The sequence below is a fragment of the Ilumatobacter coccineus YM16-304 genome (genome assembly GCF_000348785.1).
Taxonomy (GTDB): Bacteria; Actinomycetota; Acidimicrobiia; order Acidimicrobiales; family Ilumatobacteraceae; genus Ilumatobacter_A; species Ilumatobacter_A coccineus.
Window position 1 is genome coordinate 3,554,455 of record NC_020520.1, and the last position, 26,290, is coordinate 3,580,744.

At 68.1% G+C, this 26,290-nt stretch carries 25 protein-coding genes; 11 read left to right on the plus strand and 14 right to left on the minus strand.

Annotated elements, in window-relative coordinates; translation table 11 throughout:
* Nucleotides 1-66: 66 nt before the first annotated feature.
* Together YM304_RS22830 and YM304_RS15990 are read left to right on the plus strand one after the other, a co-directional pair.
* The gene (locus tag YM304_RS22830; RefSeq protein WP_015442747.1) at nucleotides 67-1,239 is read left to right on the plus strand and encodes a L,D-transpeptidase family protein; all 1,173 of its coding nucleotides are present in this window, start codon (nucleotides 67-69) and stop codon (nucleotides 1,237-1,239) included.
* A gap of 299 nt (nucleotides 1,240-1,538) precedes the next feature.
* A complete protein-coding gene (locus YM304_RS15990) occupies nucleotides 1,539-2,063 on the plus strand; it encodes a DUF305 domain-containing protein (protein WP_041300249.1) in 525 nt (174 codons plus the stop codon).
* Nucleotides 2,064-2,114: 51 nt separating this feature from the next.
* Here YM304_RS15990 and YM304_RS15995 read toward each other — a convergent pair whose 3' ends face one another.
* The 3 genes from YM304_RS15995 to YM304_RS16005 form a co-directional block, all read right to left on the minus strand.
* A complete protein-coding gene (locus YM304_RS15995) occupies nucleotides 2,115-2,324 on the minus strand; it encodes a cation transporter (protein ID WP_015442749.1) in 210 nt (69 codons plus the stop codon).
* Nucleotides 2,321-4,807: a heavy metal translocating P-type ATPase gene (locus tag YM304_RS16000; protein ID WP_083908413.1), complete on the minus strand. Its 2,487-nt coding sequence runs from the start codon at nucleotides 4,805-4,807 to the stop codon at nucleotides 2,321-2,323. The genes YM304_RS15995 and YM304_RS16000 overlap by 4 nt, the downstream gene beginning before the upstream one ends.
* A 79-nt stretch (nucleotides 4,808-4,886) precedes the next feature.
* A complete protein-coding gene (locus tag YM304_RS16005) occupies nucleotides 4,887-5,297 on the minus strand; it encodes a heavy metal-responsive transcriptional regulator (RefSeq protein ID WP_015442751.1) in 411 nt (136 codons plus the stop codon).
* A gap of 94 nt (nucleotides 5,298-5,391) precedes the next feature.
* Between YM304_RS16005 and YM304_RS16010 the strand changes: the two genes are divergently transcribed.
* Nucleotides 5,392-7,473, plus strand: a complete 2,082-nt coding sequence (locus tag YM304_RS16010) for a copper-translocating P-type ATPase (RefSeq protein WP_154723681.1) — start codon at nucleotides 5,392-5,394, stop codon at nucleotides 7,471-7,473.
* Between the two features lie 187 nt (nucleotides 7,474-7,660).
* Nucleotides 7,661-8,965, plus strand: coding sequence for a M23 family metallopeptidase (locus YM304_RS22835; protein WP_051071465.1), 1,305 nt, complete (start codon nucleotides 7,661-7,663; stop codon nucleotides 8,963-8,965).
* A 16-nt stretch (nucleotides 8,966-8,981) separates the two neighbouring features.
* Here YM304_RS22835 and YM304_RS16020 read toward each other — a convergent pair whose 3' ends face one another.
* The 3 genes from YM304_RS16020 to glsA are packed head-to-tail and all read right to left on the minus strand — an operon-like array spanning nucleotide 8,982 to nucleotide 11,478.
* On the minus strand, nucleotides 8,982-9,254 hold the full coding sequence (locus YM304_RS16020; protein WP_041298368.1) for a hypothetical protein: 273 nt from the start codon (nucleotides 9,252-9,254) through the stop codon (nucleotides 8,982-8,984).
* Nucleotides 9,254-10,471 (minus strand): amidohydrolase, encoded by a 1,218-nt coding sequence (locus YM304_RS16025; protein ID WP_015442755.1) that lies wholly within the window; start codon nucleotides 10,469-10,471, stop codon nucleotides 9,254-9,256. Before YM304_RS16025 ends, YM304_RS16020 begins: the two co-directional genes overlap by 1 nt.
* A gap of 32 nt (nucleotides 10,472-10,503) precedes the next feature.
* The gene (glsA, locus tag YM304_RS16030; protein ID WP_015442756.1) at nucleotides 10,504-11,478 is read right to left on the minus strand and encodes a glutaminase A; all 975 of its coding nucleotides are present in this window, start codon (nucleotides 11,476-11,478) and stop codon (nucleotides 10,504-10,506) included.
* A 111-nt stretch (nucleotides 11,479-11,589) separates the two neighbouring features.
* Between glsA and YM304_RS16035 the strand changes: the two genes are divergently transcribed.
* A complete protein-coding gene (locus YM304_RS16035; RefSeq protein WP_015442757.1) occupies nucleotides 11,590-12,711 on the plus strand; it encodes an XRE family transcriptional regulator in 1,122 nt (373 codons plus the stop codon).
* Nucleotides 12,712-12,852: 141 nt separating this feature from the next.
* Nucleotides 12,853-13,206 carry a TraR/DksA family transcriptional regulator gene (locus YM304_RS16040; RefSeq protein WP_015442758.1) on the plus strand — a complete coding sequence of 118 codons (354 nt, stop codon included), beginning with the start codon at nucleotides 12,853-12,855 and terminating at the stop codon, nucleotides 13,204-13,206.
* Nucleotides 13,207-13,215: 9 nt separating this feature from the next.
* On the opposite strand, the gene gdhA is transcribed toward YM304_RS16040, so the two are convergent.
* Entirely contained in the window at nucleotides 13,216-14,556 is a 1,341-nt protein-coding gene (gene gdhA, locus YM304_RS16045; protein ID WP_015442759.1) for an NADP-specific glutamate dehydrogenase, read from the minus strand.
* Nucleotides 14,557-14,667: 111 nt separating this feature from the next.
* On the opposite strand from gdhA, the gene YM304_RS16050 reads away from it, so the two are divergent.
* Complete coding sequence (locus YM304_RS16050; protein WP_041298369.1) at nucleotides 14,668-15,201, plus strand: ferritin-like domain-containing protein; 534 nt, start codon at nucleotides 14,668-14,670, stop codon at nucleotides 15,199-15,201.
* 72 nt (nucleotides 15,202-15,273) lie between these two features.
* Here the strand turns inward: YM304_RS16050 and YM304_RS16055 are convergent, their stop codons facing one another.
* Together YM304_RS16055 and YM304_RS16060 are read right to left on the minus strand one after the other, a co-directional pair.
* Complete coding sequence (locus YM304_RS16055) at nucleotides 15,274-16,278, minus strand: 2-hydroxyacid dehydrogenase (RefSeq protein ID WP_041298370.1); 1,005 nt, start codon at nucleotides 16,276-16,278, stop codon at nucleotides 15,274-15,276.
* Between the two features lie 23 nt (nucleotides 16,279-16,301).
* Nucleotides 16,302-16,814, minus strand: coding sequence for a universal stress protein (locus tag YM304_RS16060; protein WP_015442762.1), 513 nt, complete (start codon nucleotides 16,812-16,814; stop codon nucleotides 16,302-16,304).
* A gap of 149 nt (nucleotides 16,815-16,963) precedes the next feature.
* Between YM304_RS16060 and YM304_RS16065 the strand changes: the two genes are divergently transcribed.
* From YM304_RS16065 to YM304_RS24830, 3 genes are read left to right on the plus strand one after another with little or no spacing between them, the layout of a single operon-like run.
* Complete coding sequence (locus tag YM304_RS16065; RefSeq protein WP_015442763.1) at nucleotides 16,964-17,890, plus strand: sodium:calcium antiporter; 927 nt, start codon at nucleotides 16,964-16,966, stop codon at nucleotides 17,888-17,890.
* A gap of 58 nt (nucleotides 17,891-17,948) precedes the next feature.
* On the plus strand, nucleotides 17,949-19,004 hold the full coding sequence (locus tag YM304_RS16070) for a baeRF2 domain-containing protein (RefSeq protein ID WP_015442764.1): 1,056 nt from the start codon (nucleotides 17,949-17,951) through the stop codon (nucleotides 19,002-19,004).
* A 27-nt stretch (nucleotides 19,005-19,031) separates the two neighbouring features.
* Nucleotides 19,032-19,178: a zinc-finger domain-containing protein gene (locus YM304_RS24830; protein ID WP_154723495.1), complete on the plus strand. Its 147-nt coding sequence runs from the start codon at nucleotides 19,032-19,034 to the stop codon at nucleotides 19,176-19,178.
* 34 nt (nucleotides 19,179-19,212) lie between these two features.
* Here YM304_RS24830 and YM304_RS16075 read toward each other — a convergent pair whose 3' ends face one another.
* A complete protein-coding gene (locus tag YM304_RS16075) occupies nucleotides 19,213-19,707 on the minus strand; it encodes a pyridoxamine 5'-phosphate oxidase family protein (protein ID WP_015442765.1) in 495 nt (164 codons plus the stop codon).
* A gap of 52 nt (nucleotides 19,708-19,759) precedes the next feature.
* On the minus strand, nucleotides 19,760-22,549 hold the full coding sequence (locus YM304_RS16080; RefSeq protein ID WP_162142089.1) for a cation-translocating P-type ATPase: 2,790 nt from the start codon (nucleotides 22,547-22,549) through the stop codon (nucleotides 19,760-19,762).
* Nucleotides 22,550-22,752: 203 nt separating this feature from the next.
* On the opposite strand from YM304_RS16080, the gene YM304_RS16085 reads away from it, so the two are divergent.
* Entirely contained in the window at nucleotides 22,753-23,670 is a 918-nt protein-coding gene (locus tag YM304_RS16085; RefSeq protein WP_015442767.1) for a universal stress protein, read from the plus strand.
* 1 nt (nucleotide 23,671) lies between these two features.
* Here YM304_RS16085 and YM304_RS24110 read toward each other — a convergent pair whose 3' ends face one another.
* Genes YM304_RS24110 through YM304_RS16100 form a run of 3 tightly spaced genes read right to left on the minus strand, consistent with a single transcriptional unit; the run spans nucleotide 23,672 to nucleotide 26,123 of the window.
* Nucleotides 23,672-24,451, minus strand: a complete 780-nt coding sequence (locus YM304_RS24110; RefSeq protein WP_015442768.1) for an alpha/beta fold hydrolase — start codon at nucleotides 24,449-24,451, stop codon at nucleotides 23,672-23,674.
* Nucleotides 24,448-25,206, minus strand: coding sequence for a DapH/DapD/GlmU-related protein (locus tag YM304_RS24835; RefSeq protein WP_041298371.1), 759 nt, complete (start codon nucleotides 25,204-25,206; stop codon nucleotides 24,448-24,450). The genes YM304_RS24110 and YM304_RS24835 overlap by 4 nt, the downstream gene beginning before the upstream one ends.
* Nucleotides 25,206-26,123: a universal stress protein gene (locus YM304_RS16100; protein WP_162142090.1), complete on the minus strand. Its 918-nt coding sequence runs from the start codon at nucleotides 26,121-26,123 to the stop codon at nucleotides 25,206-25,208. Before YM304_RS16100 ends, YM304_RS24835 begins: the two co-directional genes overlap by 1 nt.
* Nucleotides 26,124-26,290 lie beyond the last annotated feature (167 nt).

Sequence of the window (26,290 nt, forward strand, 5' to 3'; positions counted from 1 at the left end):
GAAACCTCGTGAAAACAGCCGCCGGCGACGTCGGCAGAATCTACGACACATCGTAGTATTCCCGGAGTGGACACCCCTCGCCCAGCGACACGATCACACTTCGACGACGGCTCTCCACCTCCGGCGAGCTTCTCCCGACGACATCTGATCTTCGCCGGCCTCGCGGCCACGGCGACCGTCGGCTACGCGTCGTACTCGAACAGCCAGAACGACACAACCGACGACGACGATGCCGCCACCCCGGCCGACACCACCACGCGCGACACGACGACCACGGCGACCTCCATTCCTGCGGCTGCCGCACCAGCTGCTGCGGCGCCGACGACCGCTGCCTCGGCGCCGACCCCGACGTTGACGCACGAACTCACCCAGGGCATGACCGGACCCGAGGTCGAAACACTGCAATCAGCACTCGTCGACCTCAGCTTCGACCCCGGCCCGGTCGACGGGGTCTTCGGCGGAGCGACGGTCCGGTCGGTGTGGGCATTCGAGAAAATCGTGCTCGGCATCCCGCGGACCGAGATGCGCGGCGCGGTCACACCGGAGATGTGGGACCTGATCCATCGCGGCGTGCGCATCGCACCCCGCCGCACACCCGGCGGCACCCACATGGAGGTGTACCTGCCCGAACAGGTGTCGGTCCTCTTCGTCGACGGCGAGGCCCGAGTGATCAGCCACGTCTCGTCCGGCGAGAACATCGAATGGTGCGACGTCGTCAAGATCGACCTCGACGACGGCACCACCGAGGAGAAGGGGATCTGCGGCATCTCCAAGACTCCAGGAGGCGTGTATCACTTCGAACGAAAGGTCGATGGCTGGCGCAACGCCAAGCTCGGAAGGCTCTACCAGCCGGTCTACTTCAACTACGGCATCGCGATCCACGGTTCGGGCAATGTGCCCCACTACCCCGCATCACGCGGATGCGTCCGCCACCCCATGCACATCGCCGAGTACCTTCCCGACCTGATCGAGATCAACGACATGATCTACGTGTTCGACGGCGTGGAGGAGCCCGAAACCTACGGCGCCGCGCCCATGATCTTCGACTACCCAGACCCCGACTGGATTCCGCCGACGACCACCACGCCCCCGACCACCACGCCCCCGACGACCACGACATCGACGACGACCGTGCCGGCCCCCTCCACGACGACCACGACGACCACCTCAACCTCGTCGACGACCAGTTCGTCCACCATCGCCGCGGCGCCGCCGTCGACAACGACGCTTCCGGCCTGACGGCGCCCACTCCGGCGACGGGCGACACCACGCACGCAAGCAGGGCGCACGCGAACTACTACACATTGTCGGTTTGAGGTGCGAGTCGAGCGGGAACGGCCCCCATGAGGGGCCACGACTCGCCCCACCGCCAACTGGAAACCCCGGAGGTCTCGATGAACGAAGTACCCGACACCACCCACCGACACGACGTCGATCAGCACTACGACACTCAGCACCACGACGTCACACCGGAGCACCACGCCGACGCTCACGATCATGACGCAGAGGGAAACGACGCCGGGAGTCACGGCGTGCACATGAGCTACGGACGTTTCGCGGCGATGATCGCCACCTCCACCATCGTCATGTTCGGTCTGATGTACCTCAACACCTACTCGTTCGACCACGTCAGGTGGAGCGAGACCCGGTTCTACATGGCACTGCTGATGGGCAGTGTGATGGCGTTCATCATGCTCGGCTTCATGCTCAGCATGTACAAGAGCACGAAGATCAACATCGCGATCTTCGTCGCTTCGATCGTGGTGTTCGCGGCATCACTCGGCCTCGTGAGAAGCCAGGCAACCGTGCAGGACACCTCGTGGATGCGAGCGATGATTCCCCATCACTCGATCGCGATCCTGACGAGCGAGCGCGCCGAGATCGACGACGTTCGCGTGTGCGAACTGGCAACGAGCATCATCGAGGCACAGCAACGTGAGATCGACGAGATGGACTGGCTCATCGACGACATCGCCGAGAACGGGAAGGCCACGACCGCTGCCGAAGCAGCGGAGCGCCCGGTTCCCGAGTTCACCGGTGACGCCATCCGCAGCTGCCCCTGACCGGACGGTTTGTCTCTGAGACAAACCGTCCGGCTGCGCTCGGCTGACTGGTCAGCGGGCGACGTCGAAACCGACGTCTTCGATGGCGGTGACGATCGCCTCGCTGTCGCCACCGGTGACCGCGACGGTCTTGGCGTCGATGTCGACCTCCACGGACGAGACCCCACCGAGCCCCTGCACTGCCGACTCGATGGTCTGCTTGCAGTGGCCGCACGAGATCTCGGGCACGGAGTAGGTACGGGTTGATGTCGATTCGGTCATGAGGTGCTCCTGGATTCGGTGGGCGTTGCGGTGCTGGGCCTTGTGCGGCCGAAGCGGCGAAGGCGGATGCTGTTGGCGACCACGCTGATCGACGAGAACGCCATGGCGGCACCGGCGATCATCGGGCTGAGCAGACCGGCCACGGCGAGCGGAATGGCGATCGTGTTGTACCCGAACGCCCAGCCGAGGTTCTGGACGATCGTTCGGTAGGTGCGGCGCGACAACTCGATGGCGGTGACGACGCCGTCGACGTCGCCGCGGAGCAACGTGAGGTCACTGGACTCGATCGCCACATCGGTGCCCGTGCCGATGGCGATACCGAGGTCGGCCTGGACCAGGGCCGGCGCATCGTTGACCCCGTCACCGACCATGGCGACGACCTCCCCCGACTCCTGCAGGCGCTGCACTTCGCGATGCTTGTCTTCGGGCAGCACTTCGGCGATCACCCGATCGATGCCGACGGCGTCCGCGATCGACTGCGCAGTGCGCGAGTTGTCGCCGGTGATCATGGCGACGGTCAATCCGAGATCGTGGAGCTGCTGCACCGTGTCGACGGCTGCGGACTTGAGCGTGTCGGCGACGGCGATCACGCCTCGGACCCGGCCGTCCCAACCGGCGAACACCGCCGTTCGGCCCTGCGCTTCGAGTTCCGCCGCGTCGGCGTCGAGCGCGTCGGGGAGTACGAGCGATGCCTGCGACGCCAGCTCGCGACGCCCGACCCAGACCGTGGTGCCGTCGACGTCGGCACGGATGCCGTGACCGACGATGGTCTCGAACGCGGTCACCGCGTCGAGCGAGCCGTGCTCGGCGCGAGCGGCCTCGGCGATCGCCTGGCCGATCGGATGCTCGCTGTCGGCCTCGACCGCTCCCGCCTTCGCCAGCAGTTCGACCGAGGTCGTGTCGTCGGCGGTGACGATGTCGGTCACCGACATCGCTCCCTCGGTGAGGGTGCCGGTCTTGTCGAACACCACCGTGGTGATCCGGCGCGTTCGTTCCAACACCTCGACCGACTTGATCAAGATGCCGAGCTGGGCACCACGGCCGGTGCCGACCATGATCGCCATCGGCGTCGCCAGCCCCAGCGCGCACGGGCAGGCGATGATGAGCACGGCGACGGCGGCGTAGACCCCGCCGCTGACGCTGCCCCCGATGACGGTCCAGCCGAGGAATGTCAGCAGCGAGATCGACATCACCACCGGAACGAACACGGCGGAGATGCGATCGGCCAGACGCTGCGCAGCCGACTTGCCGGTCTGGGCGTTCTCGACGAGTTCGACGATCTGCGCGAGCGCGGTTTCGGCGCCGATCGCCGTGGCGCGAATCGTGAGCACGCCAGATGTGTTGACCGTGGCGCCGGCCACCTTGTCGCCGACCCGCTTGTCGACCGGAAGCGACTCACCGGTGAGCATCGACTCGTCGACCGCACTCGCGCCGTCGACCACCTCGCCGTCGACGGGGACCTTCTCGCTCGGACGCACCTTGACCACGTCGCCGACGCGAACCGTGTCGACGGGCACCATCTCCTCCACACCATCACGGACGAGACGCGCTTCCTTCGCCCCGAGCTCGACGAGCGCTCGAAGCGCTTTACCTGCCCGGCTCTTGGCGCGTGCCTCGAGGTATCGGCCGAGCGTGATGAAGAACAGGATGACGACGGCCGCTTCGAAGTAGAGCTCCATCCCGTCGGTCAGCAGCTGGTACGTCGAGAACACGAACGCCGAGAGCGTGCCCATCGCGATGAGCGTGTCCATGTTGGCGGTGAGGTGCCGTGCCCGTTGCGCTGCGCCGACGAGGATCGGCCAGCCGACGTAGAACTGCACCGGCACGGCCAGCGCAAACTGCAGCCAGCGCAGCCAGGTGTTCTCCATCGCGAGGTCGTGGTAGAGCATGGTCGAGACCATGAATGCCGCAACGGGAGCGGCGATGAGCGCTCGCCGGAGCCACAGCCGACGCTCACGGGCCTCGTCGTCGTCGGCCTGGTCGGCGCGTTCCGTCGCCGACGGTCCGGACGACGGGGCGTAACGGTCGACGGCGACGAGGTCGTAGCCGGCCTTGCGGACCGCCGCGGCGAGCCCAGCGGCATCGAGCGGATCACCGGCCGCCGGGGTGACGACGGCGCGACCCGTGGCGTAGTTGACCTCGGCGTCGGCGACGCCCGGCTGTCGCTGGAGGACCTTCTGCACACGCGCCGCGCACGACCCACACGTCATCCCGCCGACATCGAACTCGGCGGGCTGAGCGTCGATGCCGTGCGGCACGACCAGGGTGTAGCCGGTGCGTTCGACGGCCGCCGTCAAGGCGTCGAGATCGATCTCGCCATCCGCGGTGATTCGGGCCCGACCGGTGGCGTAGTTGACCTCGGCGTCGGCGATTCCCGGTTGCTTGGCCAGTGTCTTCTGCACTCGGGCCGCGCACGACCCGCACGTCATCCCCTCGACGTCGAGGTCGAGCGTCACTCGATGGTCGGTCATCGGTGTCGTCATGCCATCACCGTACGGGTTCCAGTCGAGGGGAAGGTCAACACGTCCGCTCGGTGACACGCGTCACCAACCTCCGCGCACGTCACCCGGTCGCGGCCGTCTCGGTGATGATCTGGCACCGGTTGGCGTCGGTGCAGTCGGCCGGATCGAGCGCTCCAGCCCGCTCGAACATCGCCCGCAGCTCAGCACGCGCCGCTTCGAGTTCGACGATCCGCGCGTCGAGTTCGTCGAGGTGGTGGCGCAACAACTCGGTCGTGTGTGCGCAGGTCTGCCCACCGGCATCTTTGATCTGCAGGATCGATCTGATCTCGGCCAGCGAGAGTCCGGACGCCTGCGCCTGCTTCACGAAATCGAGGCGCTCGATCGCGGGCGGGCCGTACGAGCGATAGCCGGACTCGGTCCGCTCGGGCTCGTCGAGCAGTCCGATCGACTCGTAGTACCGGATGGTCTTCGCGGTCACCCCCGCCGTGTTCGCCAGCTCGCCGATTCGCATACCAACAAGGTATCGAGACCGACGTCACTTGACATTCCACTCGACTGGAAGGTCTAGCGTCGTGGCCGTGACCGACGAAAGGCATCAACGGACCATGCGCCCCAGTGATCGACATACCCCCGGGGGTCGCGACCACCGGCATGCCGAGCACCATGCAGACGGCGAACACATCGACCACGCCAGCCACGGCAGCCACGACGACCACGCCAGCCACGACGATCATGCCGAGATGTTCAGAGTTGCGTTCTGGCGCAACCTCGCTCTCGCGATTCCGGTCCTGATCTTCTCCGAGCAGATCCAGGACTGGTTCGGCTACGAGCTCTCGTTCTCCGGCTCGCACTGGATCGCGCCCGTACTCGGCACCATCATCTACGTCTACGGTGGCCGTCCGTTTCTCACCGGCGGCCTCGACGAGGCCAGGTCTCGCCAGCCGGGGATGATGCTGTTGATCGCCTTGGCGATCACCGTGGCGTTCGCCTCGTCGGTCGCGTCACTCACCGATGCGATCGACCTCGAGTTCTGGTGGGAACTCGCCTCGCTCATCGTCATCATGCTGCTCGGCCACTGGCAGGAGATGAAGGCGATCGGACAAGCGCAGGGGGCCCTCGCCGCGCTCGCCGAACTCCTGCCCGACGACGCCGAGCGGGTGACGGAGAACGGCGACATCGAGAGCGTGGCGATCGGCGACCTCGTCGTGGGCGATCGGTTGCTGATTCGTTCCGGAAGTCGGATTCCCGCGGATGGCCTGATCGTCGATGGCGCTGTCGAAGTCGACGAGTCGATGTTGACCGGCGAGTCGAATCCGGTGGCGAAGTCCGAGGGCGACCAGGTGGTCGCCGGATCTGTTGCCACCGACAACTCCATTCGCGTCGAGGTCACGGCGATCGGGGACGACACAGCTCTGGGCGGGATTCAACGACTCGTCACCGAGGCACAAGGTTCGAAGTCACGAGCGCAGGCACTCGCCGACCGCGCCGCCGCCGTACTCTTCTACGTCGCCCTCGGGGCGGCCACCATCACCGCGATCGTCTGGTTGGCGCTCGGCCGCACCGACGACGCGCTGATCCGGACGATCACGGTCCTGATCATCGCGTGCCCACACGCCCTCGGCCTCGCCATTCCTCTCGTGATCTCGCTGTCGACGGCCAAGGCCGCCGAGAACGGCATCCTGGTCAAGGATCGCCTCGCCTTGGAACGCATGCACACGATCGACACCGTCCTGTTCGACAAGACGGGCACGCTCACGGCCGGCGAGCACGTGGTCGCCGACGTCGCAGCGATCGATGGCGACGCCGACCGCATCCTCTCCATCGCCGCCGGGGTCGAGGGCGACTCCGAGCACCCGCTCGCGCGTGCCATCGTCCGCAAGGCGGCACGTTCCGGCATCGACGCAGCAGACGCCATCGACTTCCGCTCGATGACGGGGCGTGGCGTGGCTGCGACGGTCGACGGGAAGTCGGTGTCGATCGGCGGCCCGTCGCTGCTTCGCGAACTCGAGCTGACGACGCCGCGAGAACTGAGCGAGCAGATCGACGAGTGGGAGCATCGTGGCGCGGCGGTGTTGCACGTCATCGTCGACGACGCGATCGTCGGAGCGCTTGCGCTCGAGGACGGCGTACGGTCCGAGTCCCGCCTGGCCGTCGATGCGCTCCACGATCGCGGCATTCGTGTCGTCATGCTGACGGGCGACTCTCAGGCCGTTGCCGACAGCGTTGCTGCTGAACTCGGCATCGACGAGGTGTACGCCGAGGTGCTTCCCGACGAGAAGGACGCCGCCGTCCGAGACCTCCAGGATCGGGGCCTGACCGTCGCGATGGTCGGCGACGGCGTCAACGACGCGCCGGCCCTCGCTCGTGCCGACGTCGGCTTGGCCATCGGGGCGGGAACCGACGTGGCGATCGAATCGGCGGGTGTCGTGCTCGCCTCGTCGGACCCGCGCTCCGTGCTCGGCGTGATCGTCCTGTCGAACGCGAGCTATCGAAAGATGATCCAGAACCTCGCGTGGGCAGCCGGGTACAACATCGCGGCCATTCCGCTCGCGGCAGGCGTCCTCGCTCCGATCGGCTTCGTGCTCCCGCCCGCAATCGGCGCGGCGCTCATGAGCCTCTCCACGATCGTCGTCGCGGCCAACGCCCAACTGCTGCGCCGAGTCGACGTTCGACCCGACGCTCACTGACCGAGCATCGTCCGACAACGATCTGGAACGGTCGAGCTCACCGTGCCGCGGCACGGCCACCGTCTCGCGACAGGGCCACCATTCCGAAAAGATTGCGGCGCTGACATGCGACCGCAACGCGATTGTCATATGTTCGCCCGTCATGCTCCACCGCCACCGACCGAGGTCGCGCACCAGACGCTCGCTCATGACGTCCCTCCCGGCCCGGGCTCTGGCCATCGGTCTGTCCATGTCGCTGGCGCTCGCCATCCCGACCGTCGCCACGGCCGATCACGGCGGTTCGGCCGCCCAACAGGCCGCTGCCGAGATCCAGGCGGCACGCGATCGAGCCGACGCAGCGGCGCAGGCGCTTTTCGACAAGGAATCCGAGATCGACCAACTCGACGTCGCCATCGCCGACGCCGAGGTCGAACTCGCACGGATCGAAGACGAGGCCGACGAGATGCGCCGGGGGCTCGAGCAGCAGGCCGTCCGCCAGTTCGTCGGTGCCGGACCGACCAGCTTTCCGTTGCTCATCGATCTGGAACACGCCAACGACTCGCTGTCGGCCGGCATGTACAACGCCGTCGCCACCGAGACGATCAACGTCGACCTCGACGACTTCGATGCGGTGATGAAGGAGGTCGAGCAGCAACGCACCTCGTTGGAGCGGCAACGCGCCGCGGCCGACGATGCCACGCGGACCTACGCCGCCCTCCGGGACACGGCCGAAGCCGAGATCGTGCGCCTCGGCGAGATCGAGGCGCAACGCCTGCAGGACGAAGCGGTGCAGCACGAACTCGACGCGCTGCGCGAGCGAGAACGCCTCGCCGAGTTGCAACGCCAGGCGGCCGCCGAACCGCCGGCGACAACGGCAACGGCAACGACACCAGTTCCCGTCGCGACCGCGTCGATCGATGCCGGCGAAAGCACCGACGACGGCGACGACGGCACCGACACGGCGACCACGGCCGCACCGGTCGAGGCCGACCCGTCGCCCGAGCCGGCCACCACCTCGGCACCGGAGGCCCCGAGCACCACGGCAGCGCCTGCGCCGGCACCCGCGCCCGAGCCGAGTTCGTCCGAGCCCGCACCGACCGTTCCCGTCCAGGTTCCCGACGTGGGGAGCGGACTCGCGTGCCCGGTCGACGGGCCACGCTCGTTCGCCGACACGTGGGGCGCTCCACGGTCGGGCGGACGGAGTCACGAAGGGGTCGACATCATGGCCCCGGGCGGCACGCCGCTCGTCGCGATGGAAGCGGGCCGCGTCGAGTTCAACACCAACACCCTCGGCGGCAACACGCTGCGGCTCTACGGCAACAGCGGCACGCGGTACTACTACGCCCACCTCAGTGCGTGGGAAGGCTCGAACCGCACGGTCGCCAAGGGCGAGGTGATCGGCTACGTCGGCATGACCGGCAACACGTCGGCCAACCACCTCCACCTCCAGGTGCATCCCGGCGGCGGTGCGGCAGTCAACCCGTACCCCTACGCACGCGCCGCCTGCGGCTGACGCGACCGCCGCCGCGTCACCGCGGACGGTTCTTCTGCGCCTTCCAGACGATGATCGCTGCGATGAACAGCACGGCGACGATGCTGAGGACGAACACCATCGTGCCCGCAGCCGAGTCGACCGACGTGTCGGGCGCGGTCGCCGACACCGACGTGGCACCGAAGAGCGACGTTGCCAGCACCGCGGTGAGAGCAAGACCGAGCGTCACCATCCGGAGCGCGGCGAGGCGACGGACCGGTGCGACACGTGGCAGGTCGCGATGGTGATCGTTCGGGGCGTCGATGGTCATCACGACAACCTACGGGCGTCCGTCGCGGTGCGCGCTCGATCGCCGGCCACGACCCGACCGGCAGCCACCACGAGGCGCCGGGGCGGACTCGTCACCACGGCTTCGGCAGCACACGCGGCGTCGACGAGCACCACGTCGCCTCGACCGCCCGGCACGAGCGCATGATCGGTCACGCCGATGGCTGCGGCCCCGCGCGTGGTGGCGATGTCGGCGCAACGATCCAGGTCTGCGTCGCGCCGATAGCCGGCCCGCCATCCCATCAACCCGGCACGGGCGAGCATGTCGGCGTCGCCCCACGGCGACCAAAGATCGCGGATGCCGTCCTGGCCCAGGCACACCGCGACCCCGTACTGGTCGAGCAGGTCGAGCGGCAACGGATCGACGTTTCCGGGAGCAACCGTCGCCAGCGAGATCCGCTGTGCTCCCAACCGTTCGACCAGTGAGGGGATCGACGGGTCGCCGTCGCACAGACCGAAGGCGTGCGACACGGTCACCTTGCCGTCCAACCCGAGCGCACGCGTCCGGTCGACGACCTGCCCCATCTCCCACCGACCGAGCGCCCCACGATCGTGCAGGTGCAGGTCGAGACCACAGCCGTGCCGATCGGCGATCGCGAAGATCGCGTCGAGATGCTCGACCGGCGAGCCGTCGAAGCCCGCCGGATCGATCCCGCCGACCAGGTCGGCGCCTGCCGAGATCGCCGCGTCGAGCAGTTCGACGGTGCCGGGCGCCACCAGCATGCCGCTCTGCGGGAACGCCACGATCTGCACGTCGATCGCACCGGCTCGGTCATCGGCCGCCTGCCGCACCTGTTCGACCGCCGACACCCCGTTGTCGAGATCGACGTCGACGTGCGTGCGGATCAGCGTCGTGCCGCGCTCGATGTACGCGTCGAGCAGGGCGCCGGCACGTTCGTAGACCGACGGCAGTTCACGGCGACCGGAGCGCTCGTTGTCGATCAACCCGGCGAGTCCTCGCTCGGGATCGGCCGAATGACCGCGCCACGGCAGACCCCACATGGTCTTGTCGACGTGCGCGTGCCCGTCGACCAGGCCCGGCAACGCGAGCATCCCGGCACCGTCGACCGTCGGGCCCATCCAGTCGCTCGGTGCAGCACCGACCGATTGCACGCGACCGCCGACGATCACGATCGCCTCCGACCGATCCGACCCACCCAGCCGGACATCGCGTACGAGCAGATCGTTGTCGTTCGTCATGTCTCGGGGCTCCGTCACGTTTCAGGGCTCCATCACGTTTCAGGGCTCCAGGGCCGCTCGGGGTCGAACACGTGGAGGTCGAAGTCGCGTGAGAGTTTCTCGAACACGCGGATCCCGCGCACGCTGTTGCCGTGCTCGTCGAGGCGCGGCGAGTACACCGCCAGACCGCCCACGCCAGGGAGCATGCCGACGAGACCCCCGCCGACGCCACTCTTGGCCGGGATCCCGACCGTGTACGCCCACTCCCCCGCATAGTCGTACATGCCGCACGTGAGCGCGACCGTGAGCATGTCGCGAGCCACCTTCGGCCCGACGATCTGATCACCCGTGATCGGGTGCACCCCGTTGTTCGCGATCGTCGCGCCGATCAGCGCGAGGTCGGCGGCCGTGACCAGGATCGAGCACTGGAGGAAATAGAGGTCGAGCGTCTCCGCCACCCGATCGTCGACGATGCCCTGGTCGAGCAACAGGTAGCCGATGGCCCGGTTGCGGTGACCGCTCGCATGCTCCGAGGCGCACACCGCCTGGTCGACGTCGGGCCGTCGACCGAGATACCGCTCGAACAACGACAGCACGTTGTCGGTGCGCTCGGCGAGATCTCGTCCCTCGACCATGTCGGTGATCGCGATGGCACCGGAGTTCACCATCGGGTTCGGGGCACGATGGAGCTTCTCGTCGAGTTCGATCGCGTTGAACGGATCACCGGTCGGGGCCACGCCGGCGCGGCGCATCACCCGCTCCCGACCGTGGGTCTCCAGCGCCATGCCGTAGAGCAACAACTTCGAGATCGACTGGATCGTGAACAGTTGCGCGTGATCGCCCGTCAGCGCCGACTCACCGTTGACTGTGACCGTCGCGATCGCGAATCGGTCGGGATCGACGTTGGCCAGTTCGGGGATGTACGAGGCGAGCTCGCCGCCGTCGAGGGACTCCACACGCTGGTAGACGTCACGGCAGATCTCGTCGAGCCACTCCACCAACCGCTGCTCGTCCGGAACCTCCACCATCCCGACGAGCCTACGAACCCACGCCACGACTCGTGGAACGATCTCGGCACCACATGGAGCACGATTGCTGTGCCGAACGAGAGTGGAATACAGCAGGGCTAATGTCTCGGCATGCCGACACCGACCGGAACCGGATTCGCCTCGGTCGACGATGCGCTCGGCGGCCTCATCACCGGCGACAACGTCGTCTGGCAGTGCGACGATCTCGTCGCGTACGACGCGCTCCGTCTCGGCTTCGCCGCGGCGGCAGCTCGCGACGGTCAGCGCGTCCTGCACGTGGCGTTCTCGGCGGCACCGAGCCCTCGAGCACCGACCGTCGAACGTCTCGACGCCGGACCGGGGTCGGTCCACTCGCGACCCCGCCTGCTCAGCGATGAACTCGACCGGCGGTTCCGCGACGACCGTCCCGACTGCGTCATCGTCGACGACCTCGCGGGTCCGATTCGCCGGTGGGGTCCGGCGGTCGCGCTCGACTTCTTCTCGCGCACGTGCCCCGCCATGCTCCAGGCCGGCGTCACCGCGTACTGGTGCGTCGGCTCCGACTTCGGTCGGACCGCGCTCGACGCCGTCCGTCAGATCACCCAGTGCTACATCGAAGTCCGCGACGAACGCCTGCGCGTCATCAAGGCCGAAGGGCGCGCCGCCAGTCAGCAGGGAGTGTCGTATCGGCTGCACATCGAGGGTGACGACGTCGTCGCGACCCCCGCACCGACCGGTGGCCGGCTGGCGCGCGGGCTCGCCGCGTTGCGCAGCGACTTCCGCCTGACGCAACAGGAGTTGGCGACCATCGGCGGCGTCACCGCCAGCGCCATCTCGCAGGCGGAGTCGGGGGCGCGAGGACTCTCGGTCGACACGCTGCTGCGGATCTCCGACGAACTCGACGTACCGGTCGACCGGCTCGTCAACGCCACGCCTCGGCCCCGCTACCACCTCGCTCGACACGATCGCAGCCGACGCCTCACGAGCGACACGGTGGCGCTGGTTCCCGACACGTCGATCGGCGCCCGCGTGTTCCTGATCGAACTCGCCGGCGGATCGTCGTCGGCCCCCGACCACCCGCACCACGGCGTCGAGGTGATCGCGATGATGAACGGACTGGTGCAGATCGACCTCGGCGACGACCGTCCGGTCCTCCGCGCCGGCGACACGATCGTCGTCGCCGATGGCATCGTCAACACCTGGCGGAACCTGCGCCGCGAACCGGCTCGGTTCTTCCGGATCCTCCGCGACTGATGTCGGCCGCGGGCCTGGCACGGCGCACGACAGCATCGCTGTCGCGCCGCCGACGGCCACGGGCGCAGCCCTACCGTGCTGCGCACGCGATCACTGGGCGCTCCTGCGTGCAGGACGCCCCCGGACCCCACGGAGCCAACGATGTCTGATTCGACGACCACCGCCAACGCCGCCGACGCCACCGCCGTGGCGAGCAGCGTCGCGGATCGAGCCGCACAGACGCTTCGAGAACACGCAGCACGCTCCGAGCGTCAGCTGCACGAACTCGAGTCCGACCTGGTCGGTCTCCTGTCTGACCACGGCACGATCCAAGAAGACCGCGACGGTGCCCGCCGGCTGATCGAGAGCATCCGCGCCGACCTCAACCGCACGCAGCGTGCGCTCGCCCGCGTCGAGGCCGGCACCTACGGGCTCTGCACGACCTGCCGTGAACCGATTGCCGAGGCACGCCTCGCGGCGATCCCCGAATCGGAGCACTGCAACAACTGCGCCTGACCGACGTTGTCAGACCAGGCCGAGGGCGCTCATCGCCCGGGCGACGCGTTCGAAGCCGGCGATGTTGGCTCCGTGCACCAGGTTGCCGGGGGTTCCGTACTGCTCCGAGCGTTCGTGGCACAAGCGGTGGATGCTCACCATGATCTCGGCGAGACGCCGTTCGGTGTGCTCGAAGGTCCACGAGTCACGACTGGCGTTCTGCTGCATCTCGAGCGCCGACGTCGCCACGCCACCAGCGTTGGCGGCCTTGCCCGGCCCGAACGCCACGCCCGCTGATTCGAACATCTGGATCGCATCGGGGGTGCACGGCATGTTCGCCCCTTCCGCCACGGCGATGCAGCCGTTGCGTGCGAGGAGTTCGGCGTCACGACGGGTCAATTCGTTCTGCGTCGCGCACGGCAGCGCCACGTCGCACAGCAGCGTCCAGATGTTGCCGCGCTCGACGAACGTCGCCGAGCCGACCTCGTCCGCGTAGACGCTGATGCGCTTGCGGCGCGACAACTTGACGTCCTTGAGCACGTCGAGTTGCAGCCCGGCCGGATCGTGGACGAAGCCCGACGAGTCGGAGCAGGCCACGACCAGCGCACCGTGCTGCTGCGCCTTCTCGATCGCGTGGACGGCGACGTTGCCCGACCCCGACACGACCACGGTCCGGCCGTCGAGCGTCTTGCCCGCCGACGCCAGCATCTCCTCGAGGAAGAAGACGAGGCCGTACCCCGTCGCCTCGTTGCGCACCAGGGCGCCACCCCATTCGACACCCTTGCCGGTCAGCACGCCCGACTCGTACCGGTTGGTGATGCGTTTGTACTGGCCGAACAGCCAACCGATCTCGCGCACACCGACCCCGGTGTCACCGGCCGGAACATCGGTCCGCTCGCCGAGGTGGCGGTGCAACTCGAGCATGAAGCTCTGGCAGAACCGCATGATCTCGTCGTCGGAGCGTCCCTTCGGATCGAAGTCGGCACCGCCCTTGCCGCCACCGATCGGCAGCGACGTGAGCGCGTTCTTGAAGATCTGCTCGAAACCGAGGAACTTCACGATCCCGAGATTGACCGAGGGATGGAACCGCAACCCACCCTTGTACGGGCCCAGCGCGCTGTTGAACTCGACCCGCATCCCGCGGTTGATGTGCACCTCGCCGTTGTCGTCGCTCCACGGCACGCGGAAGATGATCTGGCGCTCGGGCTCACAGATCCGTTGGATGATCTTCTGCTCGGCGTAGTCGGGGTTCTTGGCGATGACCGGCCCGAGCGAATCGAGCACTTCGCGTACCGCCTGATGGAACTCGACCTCCCCCGGGTTGCGTCGGACGACGTCGTCGAATATCGGTTCCAGCTTCTCGTCGATCATGCGCCGGCCAGTGTGCCGAGCCGGTTCGATCGCGCTTCGGGAGGCAAGCGTCACTAATGAAATCGGTGGCGCGGAGGGGACGTCGACGGCGATGTGTGCTGTCATGTGGGGATGGCTGAATTCCTCACCGACATCGAAACCCTTCGTGCGCGTGCCCGCGCCAACATCGAGCAGGGCCCGATCACCGATGCGTACGGCGCCGACCGCGAACGCGTCATCGAGGTGCTCAACGAGGCGCTCGCCACCGAGCTGGTGTGCGTCCTGCGCTACAAGCGCCACTACTTCACGGCCACCGGCCTCAACGCGGCACCCGTCGCTGCGGAGTTCTTGCAGCACGCCAACGAAGAACAGGGCCACGCCGACCAGATCGCCCTGCGCATCACGCAGCTGCAGGGTTCACCGAACTTCGACCCCGAAGGGCTCACGACGCGCTCGCACGCCGAGTACGACGACAGCTCGGCGCTCCTCGACATGGTGCGCGAAGACCTCATCGCCGAGCGCATCGCCATCGAGAGCTACAGCGAGATCATCGAGTGGTTGGGAACGAAGGACTCCACCACCCGCCGGATGCTCGAAGACATCCTGAGCGTCGAGGAAGAACACGCCGACGACCTCTTGAGCATCCTCGAGGACATGAACGCCTGAACCGTCGCCCGTCGGTCACCACTCGGTGGCCGACGGGACGACCCCGCTCGGCGCAGTTGCCTCGGGCAGAGTTCAGTTCGCGTCGACGACGTTGTCGCACGTGCCACCCGCGGTGACCGTGCGCACGTTGCCGAGCGTCGTCTCGGCGATGGCCGTGAGCGCTTCGCGCGTCAGGAAGGCCTGGTGCGCCGTGATGAGCACGTTCGGGAACGTCAGCAGCCGGGCGAAGACGTCGTCGTCGATGATCTCGTCACTGCGGTCCTCGAAGAAGAGGTCGCCCTCCTCCTCGTAGACGTCGAGCGCCAACGACCCGAGCCGACCCGACTTGAGCGAGGCGAGCACGGCGTTGGTGTCGACGAGCGCACCACGGCCGGTGTTGACGAGCATCGCACCGGGCTTCATCGCCTCCAGCGCCGCCTCGTCGATCAGATGATGGGTGTCGGCGGTGAGCGGGCAGTTGAGCGTGACGATGTCGGCTCGTTGGAATGCCTCGTCGAGCGACACGTACGACACGCCGAGTTCGCGGAGATGGTCGTCTTCGAACGGGTCGACTGCCACCACCTCGCAGCGCAGGTGCCACAGGAGTCGGGCGACGATGACGCCGATCTTGCCGGTGCCGATCACCGCGGCCGTCTTGCCGGCCATGTCGAAACCGACGAGGCCGTCGAGCGAGAAGTTGCCGTCTCGGACGCGGTTGTGCGCCCGGTGGATCTTGCGGTTGAGCGCGAGCATGAGCGCCAGCGTGTGCTCGGCCACGGCGTTGGGCGAGTACGACGGCACCCGCACGACCGTGACCCCGAGCCGCCCGGCGGCGTCGAGATCGACGTTGTTGTACCCGGCACATCGCATGGCGACCAGACGGGTACCTGCCTCGGCGAGCGTGCGGAGCACCGCCTCCGACACGTCGTCGTTGACGAACGCGCACACCGACGTCGCCCCCGCTGCGAGCGGCGCCGTCTGTTCGGTGAGGCGGGTGTCGAGATACTCGAGTACGAGCGGGGCGTCGAGCGCCTGGTTGGCCTCGTCGAACGCTGCGCGGTCGTACGGCTTTGCGGAGAACAGGACGATGTCGTGCACGCTCGTGTTCCTCGACGTCGAACTCACGCGTCGGCCACGACGTCGCGCATGGCGGCGGCCCCGCCACGCCGATGCTCGTGATCGTCGGCGGGCGGAATCACCACGACGGGCCGATGGCTGTGGCGCAGGATGTCTTGGCTGGTGCTGCCCAGGAACGGCGACACGCTGTGCCCGGCACCGTGCGAGCCGACCACGATGAACGCCGCGTCGATGTCGTCGGCGGCGCGCAGGAGCCCTTCGACCGCAGCGCCCTGTACGCACTCCCACCGCCAGGTGAGCCCCGTCCGCTGTGACAGCGGGGCGCACCAGTCGTCGGCCATCGCCGCCCGCACCTGACGCTCTCGCTCCTCCGGTCCGTCGCGCCAGTCGCCGAACGAACCGATCAGGCCGTACGCATGGATGACGACGAGTTCGACGTCGAGCCGCTCGGCGAGATCGGCGGCGAAGCGCATGCCGCGCTCGGCTTCGGGAGAGCCGTCGACGCCCACGATGACGGGGCCGGTCGTGCTCGGAACATGCTGCTCGAGATCGCTCACGTCGACATTGTGACAGTGATCTTCGTCGACGGGTAGGGCAGTTCGGCCCTGTCGCCCCCGCCGCGGGCCGTGGGATCCTGACGACATGGTCCTCGTCGCAGCACCGAAGACGCGCGGCACCGGATGAATCGGTACCGGACGATCCGCTCATGATCGCGCTCTGGATCGTCGCGTTCGTCGGCGGACTCGTGACCGCATCGCTGGCCAGCCGGCGAGCGGTGACGCACGCGTTGGCCGTCGCCGACGGCAGTCGCGTGTCGTCGGGGTTCATCGGGATGACGGTGCTGGCCATCGGCACCGACCTCCCCGAGATCGCGAACTCGATCATCTCGGCGGCCACGGGCCACGGCGACCTCAACGTCGGTGATTCCGCCGGTTCGGCGATGACCCAGGTGACACTCGTGCTCGGCATCCTGTGCTTCGGCGTCGAGGTCGTCTCCGACCGTCGAGCGGTCGCCGCCCTCGGCATCCTCACCGCCACGGCACTCGGGGTCATCAGTCTGCTCGTCCGCGACGGGGTCTTCGACCGAGTCGACGGCCTGCTGTTGGTCGCGTCGTGGGTGCTCGCGCTGATCGCGATGCGTTCCCTGGTGTCGGACTCGTCGCCGCCCGCGCAGCCGGGCAGCCGGATCGGTCCGGCGATCGCGCTCACGGCGGTGTGGCTGGTCGTGGTGGCGGTCGCCGCGACCGTGGTGGTCCAGAGCTTCGTGGCGATCACCGAGTCGATCGGCGTGCCGGAGATCCTGGCCGGCGCAGTCGTCCTCGCGCTCGGCACGTCGCTCCCCGAACTGATCGTCGACTGGACGGCGGTGCGACGCGGCGCAGGGGCCCTCGCGCTCGGCGACCTGTTCGGCTCGTCGTTCCTCGACGCGACGTTCGCCGTCGGCATCGGCCCGGCCCTCACCCCCACGGTCGTGTCGTCGGCTGCCACGGCGACCTGCATCGTCGCCGGGCTCGGCATCATCGCCGCGACGGCGATCGCCGCGACGAGACCGACGCTCCGGCGAGGAAGCGCCGTGGCCCTCGTCGGCGTGTACGGCGTCGCCACGGTGGCGCTGATCGCCGCGACCGGCTGAACGGGCGACGGGACCTTCTCCTCTTCCGCAACGGCTCGGCGCCCGTCAGTGTCGAGGTATGACCACCGATTCGACCACCGGCACGAACACCGGCACCAGGGGTCCCGGGCTCACCACGATCGCCGCCATCAGGGCTCGCTACGAACAACCGGGTCCGCACGCCAGCGCAGTCGTCGACGTGCCCAAGCCGGGCACGGTCGGCGACGATCTCGACGTCAGATGGAGCGCCGTCGAATCCGAACTGCGTTCGCTCGGTGCATCGGAGCGCACCGTGGCGAACATGGGCGATGCACTCCGGGCGACCCATCGACGCGGTCATCCCCTGCTCGTCACCGCCAACGATCACGACGCCGCGACCTGCTGGCTCGGCTTCGACATCGAGCCGTCGATCTCGCTCGGTCCGCTCCCGGCACTCCTGCCGGCAGCACACCAGGCCGCGCTGGTACCCGCCCCGACCGTCGCCGCCGTGATCGACCGAACCGGCGCCGACCTGTACGTCGTGGGAGCGCTCGACCTCGACACGCTCCGCGCCGTCGACGGTGACGACGAACAGATCCACAAGGCGCTGGGTGGCGGCATGTCGCAACCGCGCCACCAACGACACAGCGAGGTGATCTGGGAACGCAACGCCGAGCTCATCGCGGCAGCGATCACGAACGAATGCGCCTCGACCGGAGCGAACGGCGTCGTGCTGACCGGCGACGAGCGCGAGGTGAACCTCGTCCGGGACGAACTCGTCGAGTCGAGAGTCGGGCCCGTCCGACCCGTCCGTGCCGGTGGCCGCCACGAACCGACGACACCCGACCGTGTGCGATCGGCTGCCCTCGACTTCCGTGCGGAGCGCCACCGACGCCTCGTCGAACGCTCTCTCGACGATCTCCGCGAAGAACTCGGGCAGCGCGATCAGGCGATCGCCGGGTCGGTCGAGGTACTCGAGGCGATCACCGACAATCGGGTCAAGACGTTGTTCGTCGATCTCGACGTCGGCGCTCGTTCAGCCCACGTCGATGCCACGATCCGCGCGGCCCTCGCCCACGGCGCCGACCTCGTCACCGGTACCGGCTTCGACCTCCACGACGGCATCGCAGCGATCCTGCGGATTCCGTACACCTGATCCACACCAACCAGAGGAAGGCTCACCATGACCGATCATCAGCCGCACACGTGCCCGTACTGCGACCTCCGCTTCAAGTACCAGAACGAAGTGGTCGACCACGTCCGCCACGATCACCCCGATCACGCCAGCGTCGTGGCCGGCATCGAACCCCACGAACTGCCGCACGACTGACGCACCGATCCGCCTCGGCGTGTCGGAGGCGGACTCAGACGAGGTCGTCGTCGCCCGTGCGGGTGACCTGCTCCGGCCAACCGATCGAGGCGTCGGTGACCGCACCGTCGACGAGGTGGAAGCTCCGTCCGGTGACCTCGACGGGGATGATCCGGACCCAGGCCGAGCGGTCGACGTCGACCCAGGGAAACAGCAGCAGGCGGTCGACCTGAGCGATCTCGGGGACGCTGTCGAGGAACCGACCGAACCCCTTGATCAACACGCTCCAGGCGTCACCGTCTGCCGGCTCGAAGCCATCGATCTCGAACGCGACCCGCTCGAGGAGCGGCGCCTGTGAGATCTTGCTGTCGGGTCGGGTGCGGAACACGACCGACGAACCGTCGACGAGGTAATTGACCGGGTACACGGCCGGCTGCTCGTCGTGCAGCACGCCGATTCGGCCGATCGAAGTGCGGCGCAGGCGCTCCCAGCACTCGTCCTCGGTGAGGATCTGCGTGCCGGACGCCTCGTCATGCTGTGTCGGTTCCATCACACGATGAGAACACGCCGGGCACCGCCGTGGGCAGGGCCCAAGGTCCTGATCAACCCGCCGAGTCGTGGCGACGTCGAGCGAACAGCTTGCGCAACTCGTTCGCGAGCAACACGGTCGCCGCCAGGCCCCAGCAGGTCGCCCACTGCGAGATCGACAGCGGCGTGGTCTCGAATGCACGGTTCAACACGTCGAGGTGTACCACGGCGACCTGGAGCAGGACGGTGGCGACGACCGCAGCCCACAGCAACCGGTTGTCGAAGAGCTTGACGAAGGCGCTCACCCGGTCGGATCGGGAGTTGAACGCGTTGAACACCTGCGCCAGGACGATGGTGGTGAACACCATCGTCCTCCCCGATTCGAGGTCGCCGTCGCCGCCGAGCATCCCGCCCGCGAGTTCGAGGTCGAGGGCGACGAGTCCGGCCAGCGCGGTGACGGTGCCGACGATGGCGATGGTCACCCACATCGCACGGTCGATGATCGGGTCGGTGAGTCGGCGGGGTGGCTCGCTCATCACGTCCTCGACGCTCGAGTCGACGCCGAGCGCCAGGGCGAGTGCGCTGTCGGTGAGCAGGTTGATCCACAGGATCTGCGTCGCGAGGAGTGGCACGGCGAGGCCGTCACCGAGCCGCAGGCCGAGCGGTCCGGCGGCGAGCACACCGATCACCATCACCAACACCTCCCCCGCGTTCGACGCCAGCAGGTAGCGCAGGAACTTGCGGATGTCGGCGAAGATGTTTCGGCCCTCTTCGATGGCGGTGACGATCGTGGCGAAGTCGTCGTCGGCGAGCACCATGTCGGAGGCCTCGCGGGCGACGTCGGTGCCGACGTCGCCCATCGACACGCCGATATCGGCCCGTCGGAGGGCCGGTGCATCGTTGACGCCATCACCGGTCATCGCGACGATGTGACCGTCGTGCTGCAACGCACGCACCAGCCGGAGCTTGTGCTCGGGAGCGACGCGGGCGAACACGTCGGTCGACTCGACCGTGGCGCTCACCTCGGAGCGATCGTCCCAGTCGAGCCGGTCGAGCTGTGTTCCGGTGATCGGGTCGTCGGTGTTGCCGAGCCCGAGGGACGCCCCGATGGCCACCGCCGTACGCGGGTGATCGCCGGTCAGCATCACGGTTCTGATGCCGGCGGACCGAGCGCGATCGATGACCTCGGCCGCTTCGAGACGCGGCGGGTCCGACAAGCCGACCAGCCCGAGCCATTCGAGTTCGCGTTCGGCACCCTCGTCGAACGGATCCGGTCGTCCGTCGTGCCGACGGCGCGCCACACCGAGGGTTCGGAGCCCGGCATCGGCGAACCGCTCGACCTGTCCGCGCAGCTCGGCGACACGGTCGTCGTGCAGATCGATCGTCGCTCCGCACCGCGCCTCCGACACACACCGGTCGAGCAGCACATCGGGGGCGCCCTTGGTGTACTGCACCGCCCCGTCGGCCACGAGCACCGACATGAGCTTGCGGTCGGAGTCGAACGGCAGCTCGTCGACCCGTGTGTCGTTCGAGCGTCGATCGTCGTCGGGGAGCTTGGCCGCTGCCACGACCAGCGCGACCTCGGTCGGGTCGCCGTTGGGAACCCAGCGTTCGCCGTCGCGTTCGAGCGTGGCGTCGGACGCGATCGCTGCCGCGCGAACCAACTCGATCAGATCGTCGAGGTCCGCATCGTCTCCCATCTCGACCGAGCCGTCCGGGTCGTACCCCACACCGGTGAACGTCGCCTCTCCGGTTGCGGTGGCCACTCGGACCACGGTCATCTCGTTGCGGGTGAGCGTGCCGGTCTTGTCGGTGCAGATGACCGACGCCGAGCCGAGCGTCTCGACCGACAACAGCCGCTTGACGATGGCGTTGCGACGGCTCATCCGTTGCACGCCGAGTGCGAGCACCACGGTCATGATCGCCGGGAGCCCTTCGGGCACCGCGGCCACGGCGAGCGACACCGCGACGAGCAATGCGTCGAGCGCTTCCTCTGCCGTGTCGACGTCGGAGGTCGCCATGATCGCAGCGATCACCACCACGGCGAGCACGACCACGGCGATACCCAGCGTCCGACCGAGCCGCGCGACCTGGCGCTGCAGCGGGGTGGGTTCGACGTCGGTGTCGCCGAGCAGCGTCGCGATCCGACCGACCTCGGTCTCGTGACCCGTACCGACGACCACCGCACGGCCACGACCCTTGACGACCGAGGTGCCGCTCAGCACCATGTTGCTCCGGTCGGCCACCGGAGCATCCGACGGCACGAGCTCGGTGTGCTTCGAGATCGCCATGCTCTCGCCGGTGAGCGCAGCCTCGTTCACCTCGAGCGAGGCCGATTCGACGAGCCGACCGTCGAAGCCGACCACGTCGCCCTCGGCGAGCACGACCACGTCGCCGGGCACGAGCTCGGTCGTCGACACGCTTCGTCGCTCGCCGTCGCGCACCACGGTGCTGTGAGCTGCGGTCAACCGTCGGAGGGCGTCGACCGCTCGGGTCGCCCGACCCTCCTGCCACAGCCCGATCACCGCGTTGGCCACCACGATGAGGGCGATCACGATCGCCTCGACCGGAACCGACGAGCTGTCCTCGATCGTCCATGCCGCGAGCGAGATGACGATCGCCGCGATGAGCAGGCCGACCAGCGGATCGGTGAACTGCGAGAAGAAGCGGCGCAGCAACGACGGGCCGTCGTCGTGGGAGAGTTCGTTCGGCCCGAAGCGAGCGAGTCGATCGTCGGCGGCTCCGTCGCCGAGGCCCACTTCGAGGTCGACGTCGAGCTCCGACGCCACCGCCGAGGGTTCCATCGCCCACCATGTGTTCGAGGCGCGCCGTTGACTCGTGGCCGGTGCCGAGTTGGTGCTCATGGGTCTGTTCTCGCCGCTCTCCACGGACATCGGACGGGCGGCAGGCCGCTCACGACGCCGTGACCTGCGTGTCAGGCGTGACTGCCACTGTCGCTGCCGCTGTGCACGTCCGACAGGGTACAAGGTCCCCGCACTCCGATCTTCCGGCGGCCGGGGACTTTCGGCCCTGTCGTCACACCGCCCGATGGGACTCAAGTGGAGGCATGGAGCGCGAGGAATCGACCGACGCCGTCAACGACACACGCGAGCCGGACGACCGGCGCTGGGTGGTCGGCATCGACGGGTCCGACAGCAGCACACACGCAGCGCGATGGGCCGCCGCACACGCGCCGAACCGAGCGAGCGAGTTGCAGTTGACGGCGGCGTGGAGCATCCCTCCCGCCGCGTCGATGGCACCGATGGGTGCCGCGGTGACCGGAGCATCGTTCGACGCGTTCGAAGTGTCGGCACACGCCGCCGTCGACCAGGCCGCCGAACTGCTCGCGCCGATGCTCGACCTCCCGGTCACCCGCCGGGTCAGCCTCGGTGGGCCGGCCCCGGTGCTCCTCGACGCAGCGGATGACAGCGGCTTCCTCGTCGTCGGCTCACGCGGGCGGGGCGGATTCGCTCGACTCGTTCTCGGCTCGACGAGCACGCAGTGTGCGACGCACTCGCCGGTTCCGGTGGCGGTGATCCCGGCCGCCGCGTCGCTCGACCCCGTGTCGTCGATCCTGGTCGCGTTCGATGGTTCCGACAACTCGATCGCCGCGCTCACGTGGGCTGCCGACTTCGCCGCACCCGGCTCGACGATCGACTGCGTGTCGGTGTGGGACACCTCACCGCTCGCGGCGGGCGCCGACCAGTTCTTCTTCCCCGACGCGTGCGATCTCGCGGAAGAGCGCTTCGAGCACCTCGCTCAGCGCACCATCGCCCGGATCGGGCGTGACGACGTCGAGGTGCGCCACACCTTCGTGAGCGGCACGCCACGCACGACGCTGGCCGAACACGCCGCCACGCACGACCTCCTCGTCATGGGGGCACGCGGCCACGGCGCGCTGCAAGCGGCTGTGCTCGGCTCGGTGTCGACCTGGCTGCTCCACCACGTCGAACGACCGATGGTGGTCGCTCCGCACCCAGGCTGAGCTATCGACCCGAGTGCTCGGCTCCGACGTCGTGCCACCACGGCATGACGGTCTCGGTCAGGTCGAGGTCGTGGTCGATCAGGCACACGTGCCCGTACCCCGCGAGCACTTCGAACGACGATCGACGCACCCGTTCGTGCATGTAGCGCGCCCACCGCACCGACGGCAGCAGACGATCACGATCCCCCGCGAGGAACAACGTCGGCGCCTCGATCTCGTGCAGCCGCGGCCGCAGGTCGAAGTCGGCGAGGATCTGGAGCCGTCGGATGTAGCTGTCGCGATCGATCGCCTTCGCCCGTTCGCGGAACTCGGCGATGTCGGTCGCGTCGGTGTGCGGACTGTGCAGATGGTCGGAGGTGTAGCGGCGCACGATCGGCATCGCCGCCCACGGAATCGACCGGAGAATCCACGGCGCCGTCCGCAGTTTGAACCGCATGTCGAGATACGGGAACGAGTTGACGATGACGAGCCCGCGAACGAGTTCGGGGTGCTCGATCGCGAGCGACATCGACAGCGCCCCGCCGAACGATTCGGCCACCAGGAGCGCCCCGTCGTTCGCCACCTCCCGGACGAGCTCGGCGAGATCGTTCACGAGCGTCGCCATGGTCATCGACGGCACGGATCCGGTGGGCAGCGGGAACGCCACGGTGTCGAAGTGCTCCGACAGCAGCGGTTGTTGCCGGTAGAACAGCAGCGCCGTGCCGTCGATGCCCGGAACGAGCACGACCGGTGGATCATCGCCGGCGCGCAGGTCGCGCAGATGCCGCTCCGACGTCGTCACTCCTGTACCTGCTCGACGTGGTCGCGGCGTTCGAGCCGTCGAGCGGGAACGCCCACGTACGTGCCGGGGCCGTCCAAGACGGTGAACTTGGGAACCATCGAGAGCGAACCGATCTGACAGTCGGCACCGATGTCGACGCCGATCTCGACGTGCGCGTTGACACCGATGGTCGATCCCGCCCCGATGCGGACGGGAGCGGTCCGTACCACGCCACGCTCGACGGTGTGCCCCGACAGGTGGACACCGGAGCCGATGACGACATCGTCGCCGAACTCGAGCAGGCAGTGATCGGTGACCCCGAGGCTGTTGACCCACACGCGGCGACCGAACCGTGCGCCGTTCCAGCGCATGTACGCCGACCAGATCGGTGTGGCCCGCATGAGACCACCGGCGAAGAAGGCGACCACGTGCGCCGAGATCTGATAGCGAGCCCAGTTGCAGAGCGGCCAGCCGAGTTCGGCGATGGGCATCTCGCTCGGAGCGGTCGGTCGCCAACCGAGCACCCGCATGGCCGCCGCCGAGAGCGCCATCAGCAGGACGGCGAAGATGGTGTACGACGGCACGATCACCATCGCGAGCACCACCGTCTTGACGGTGAACGACTCGATCGGCCACGTGGTGTGCCACCGGAAGAACGCAACCGCCGGCAGCGCAGCCAGCCCGAGGATCACGCTCTCGACGACGAAGATCGACGCGAGCGTCCAGACGAAACGGCGAATCGCCGCAGGAGACCATCGCCGATGGTCGTGTCCCATCAGCACACGCTCACGGGATCGTCGGCAGGGTGGTCGGCGATCACTGCGACCGGGCAACTCGCGTGCGTGAGCGCGTGCCGCAGCGGCTGCGCGGTGTGGCGACCACCGTCGAGTCGCGATCGATGACGACCGATCACGAGCAGCGAGGAGCGCTCGCTGGCTTCGTCGAGTCGCAGTGCTGCGAGCCCGGGTGGGGTGGAGACCACGATGTCGAGTTCGTCGCCGCTCAGGGTCTGCATCAGCTCGGCGAAGTGCTCGACGTGTCCGACCTCCCACGACGCCTGGTCGCCGCGACCGGCCTCGTAGCGGACGAGGTCGAGGACGCCGTCGGCTTGGAACACGGGCGCGTCGCCCGTCGAATGGAGGAGTTCGATCGTGATGTCTCGATCGCGGGCGAGGTGTGCAGCCCATCGCACCGCGCTCCGGGTCGCGTCGCCGTGTCCGATGCCGACCACCACGTTGCCGTGCTCGAGCGGACGGATCGAGGCCGGTGCCGAGGGGACGACCACGACCGGGTGGACCGTGCGTCGCAACAGTTGGTTGGTCGAGTGCCCGATGCGCTTCACCACGCTGCCGAGCGCGGCGATGCCGTGATGCGTACCGATCACGATCGCGTCGGCCGCGTCGTCTCGGGCGGCGCGATCGAGCGCCGTCGACATCGGTGCGATGCTCACCGTCGTGGCGAGCTCACCCACCGCCGACGCCGCATCGCGCGTCCACTGCTCGGCGAGCGCCGTTTCGATGACGTCTCGGTAGGTCACCGGATCACCGGTCACCACGTCGACGACGTATTCGGTCCACGGGTTCACGGCGACGACGGCGTGTATCCGGCCGCGTTCGCCAACGGTCTCGGCTGCCCATGCAAGTGCACCGAGCGATGCTGCGGTTCCGTCGACACCGACGATCACGTTTCTCATGGTTCTGGTCCTCACCCTGTTCGGGCCTGCACCCATCGGCGGGCTCACACTCATTGTGAGCACACGACCGCAACCGGCGACAGGGCCTTTGGTCAGTGCGCCATCGGCCGGGCGTATTCTGAGATCGAGATGTCACGACAACGAGCCGAACGCACCGCCGAACACTG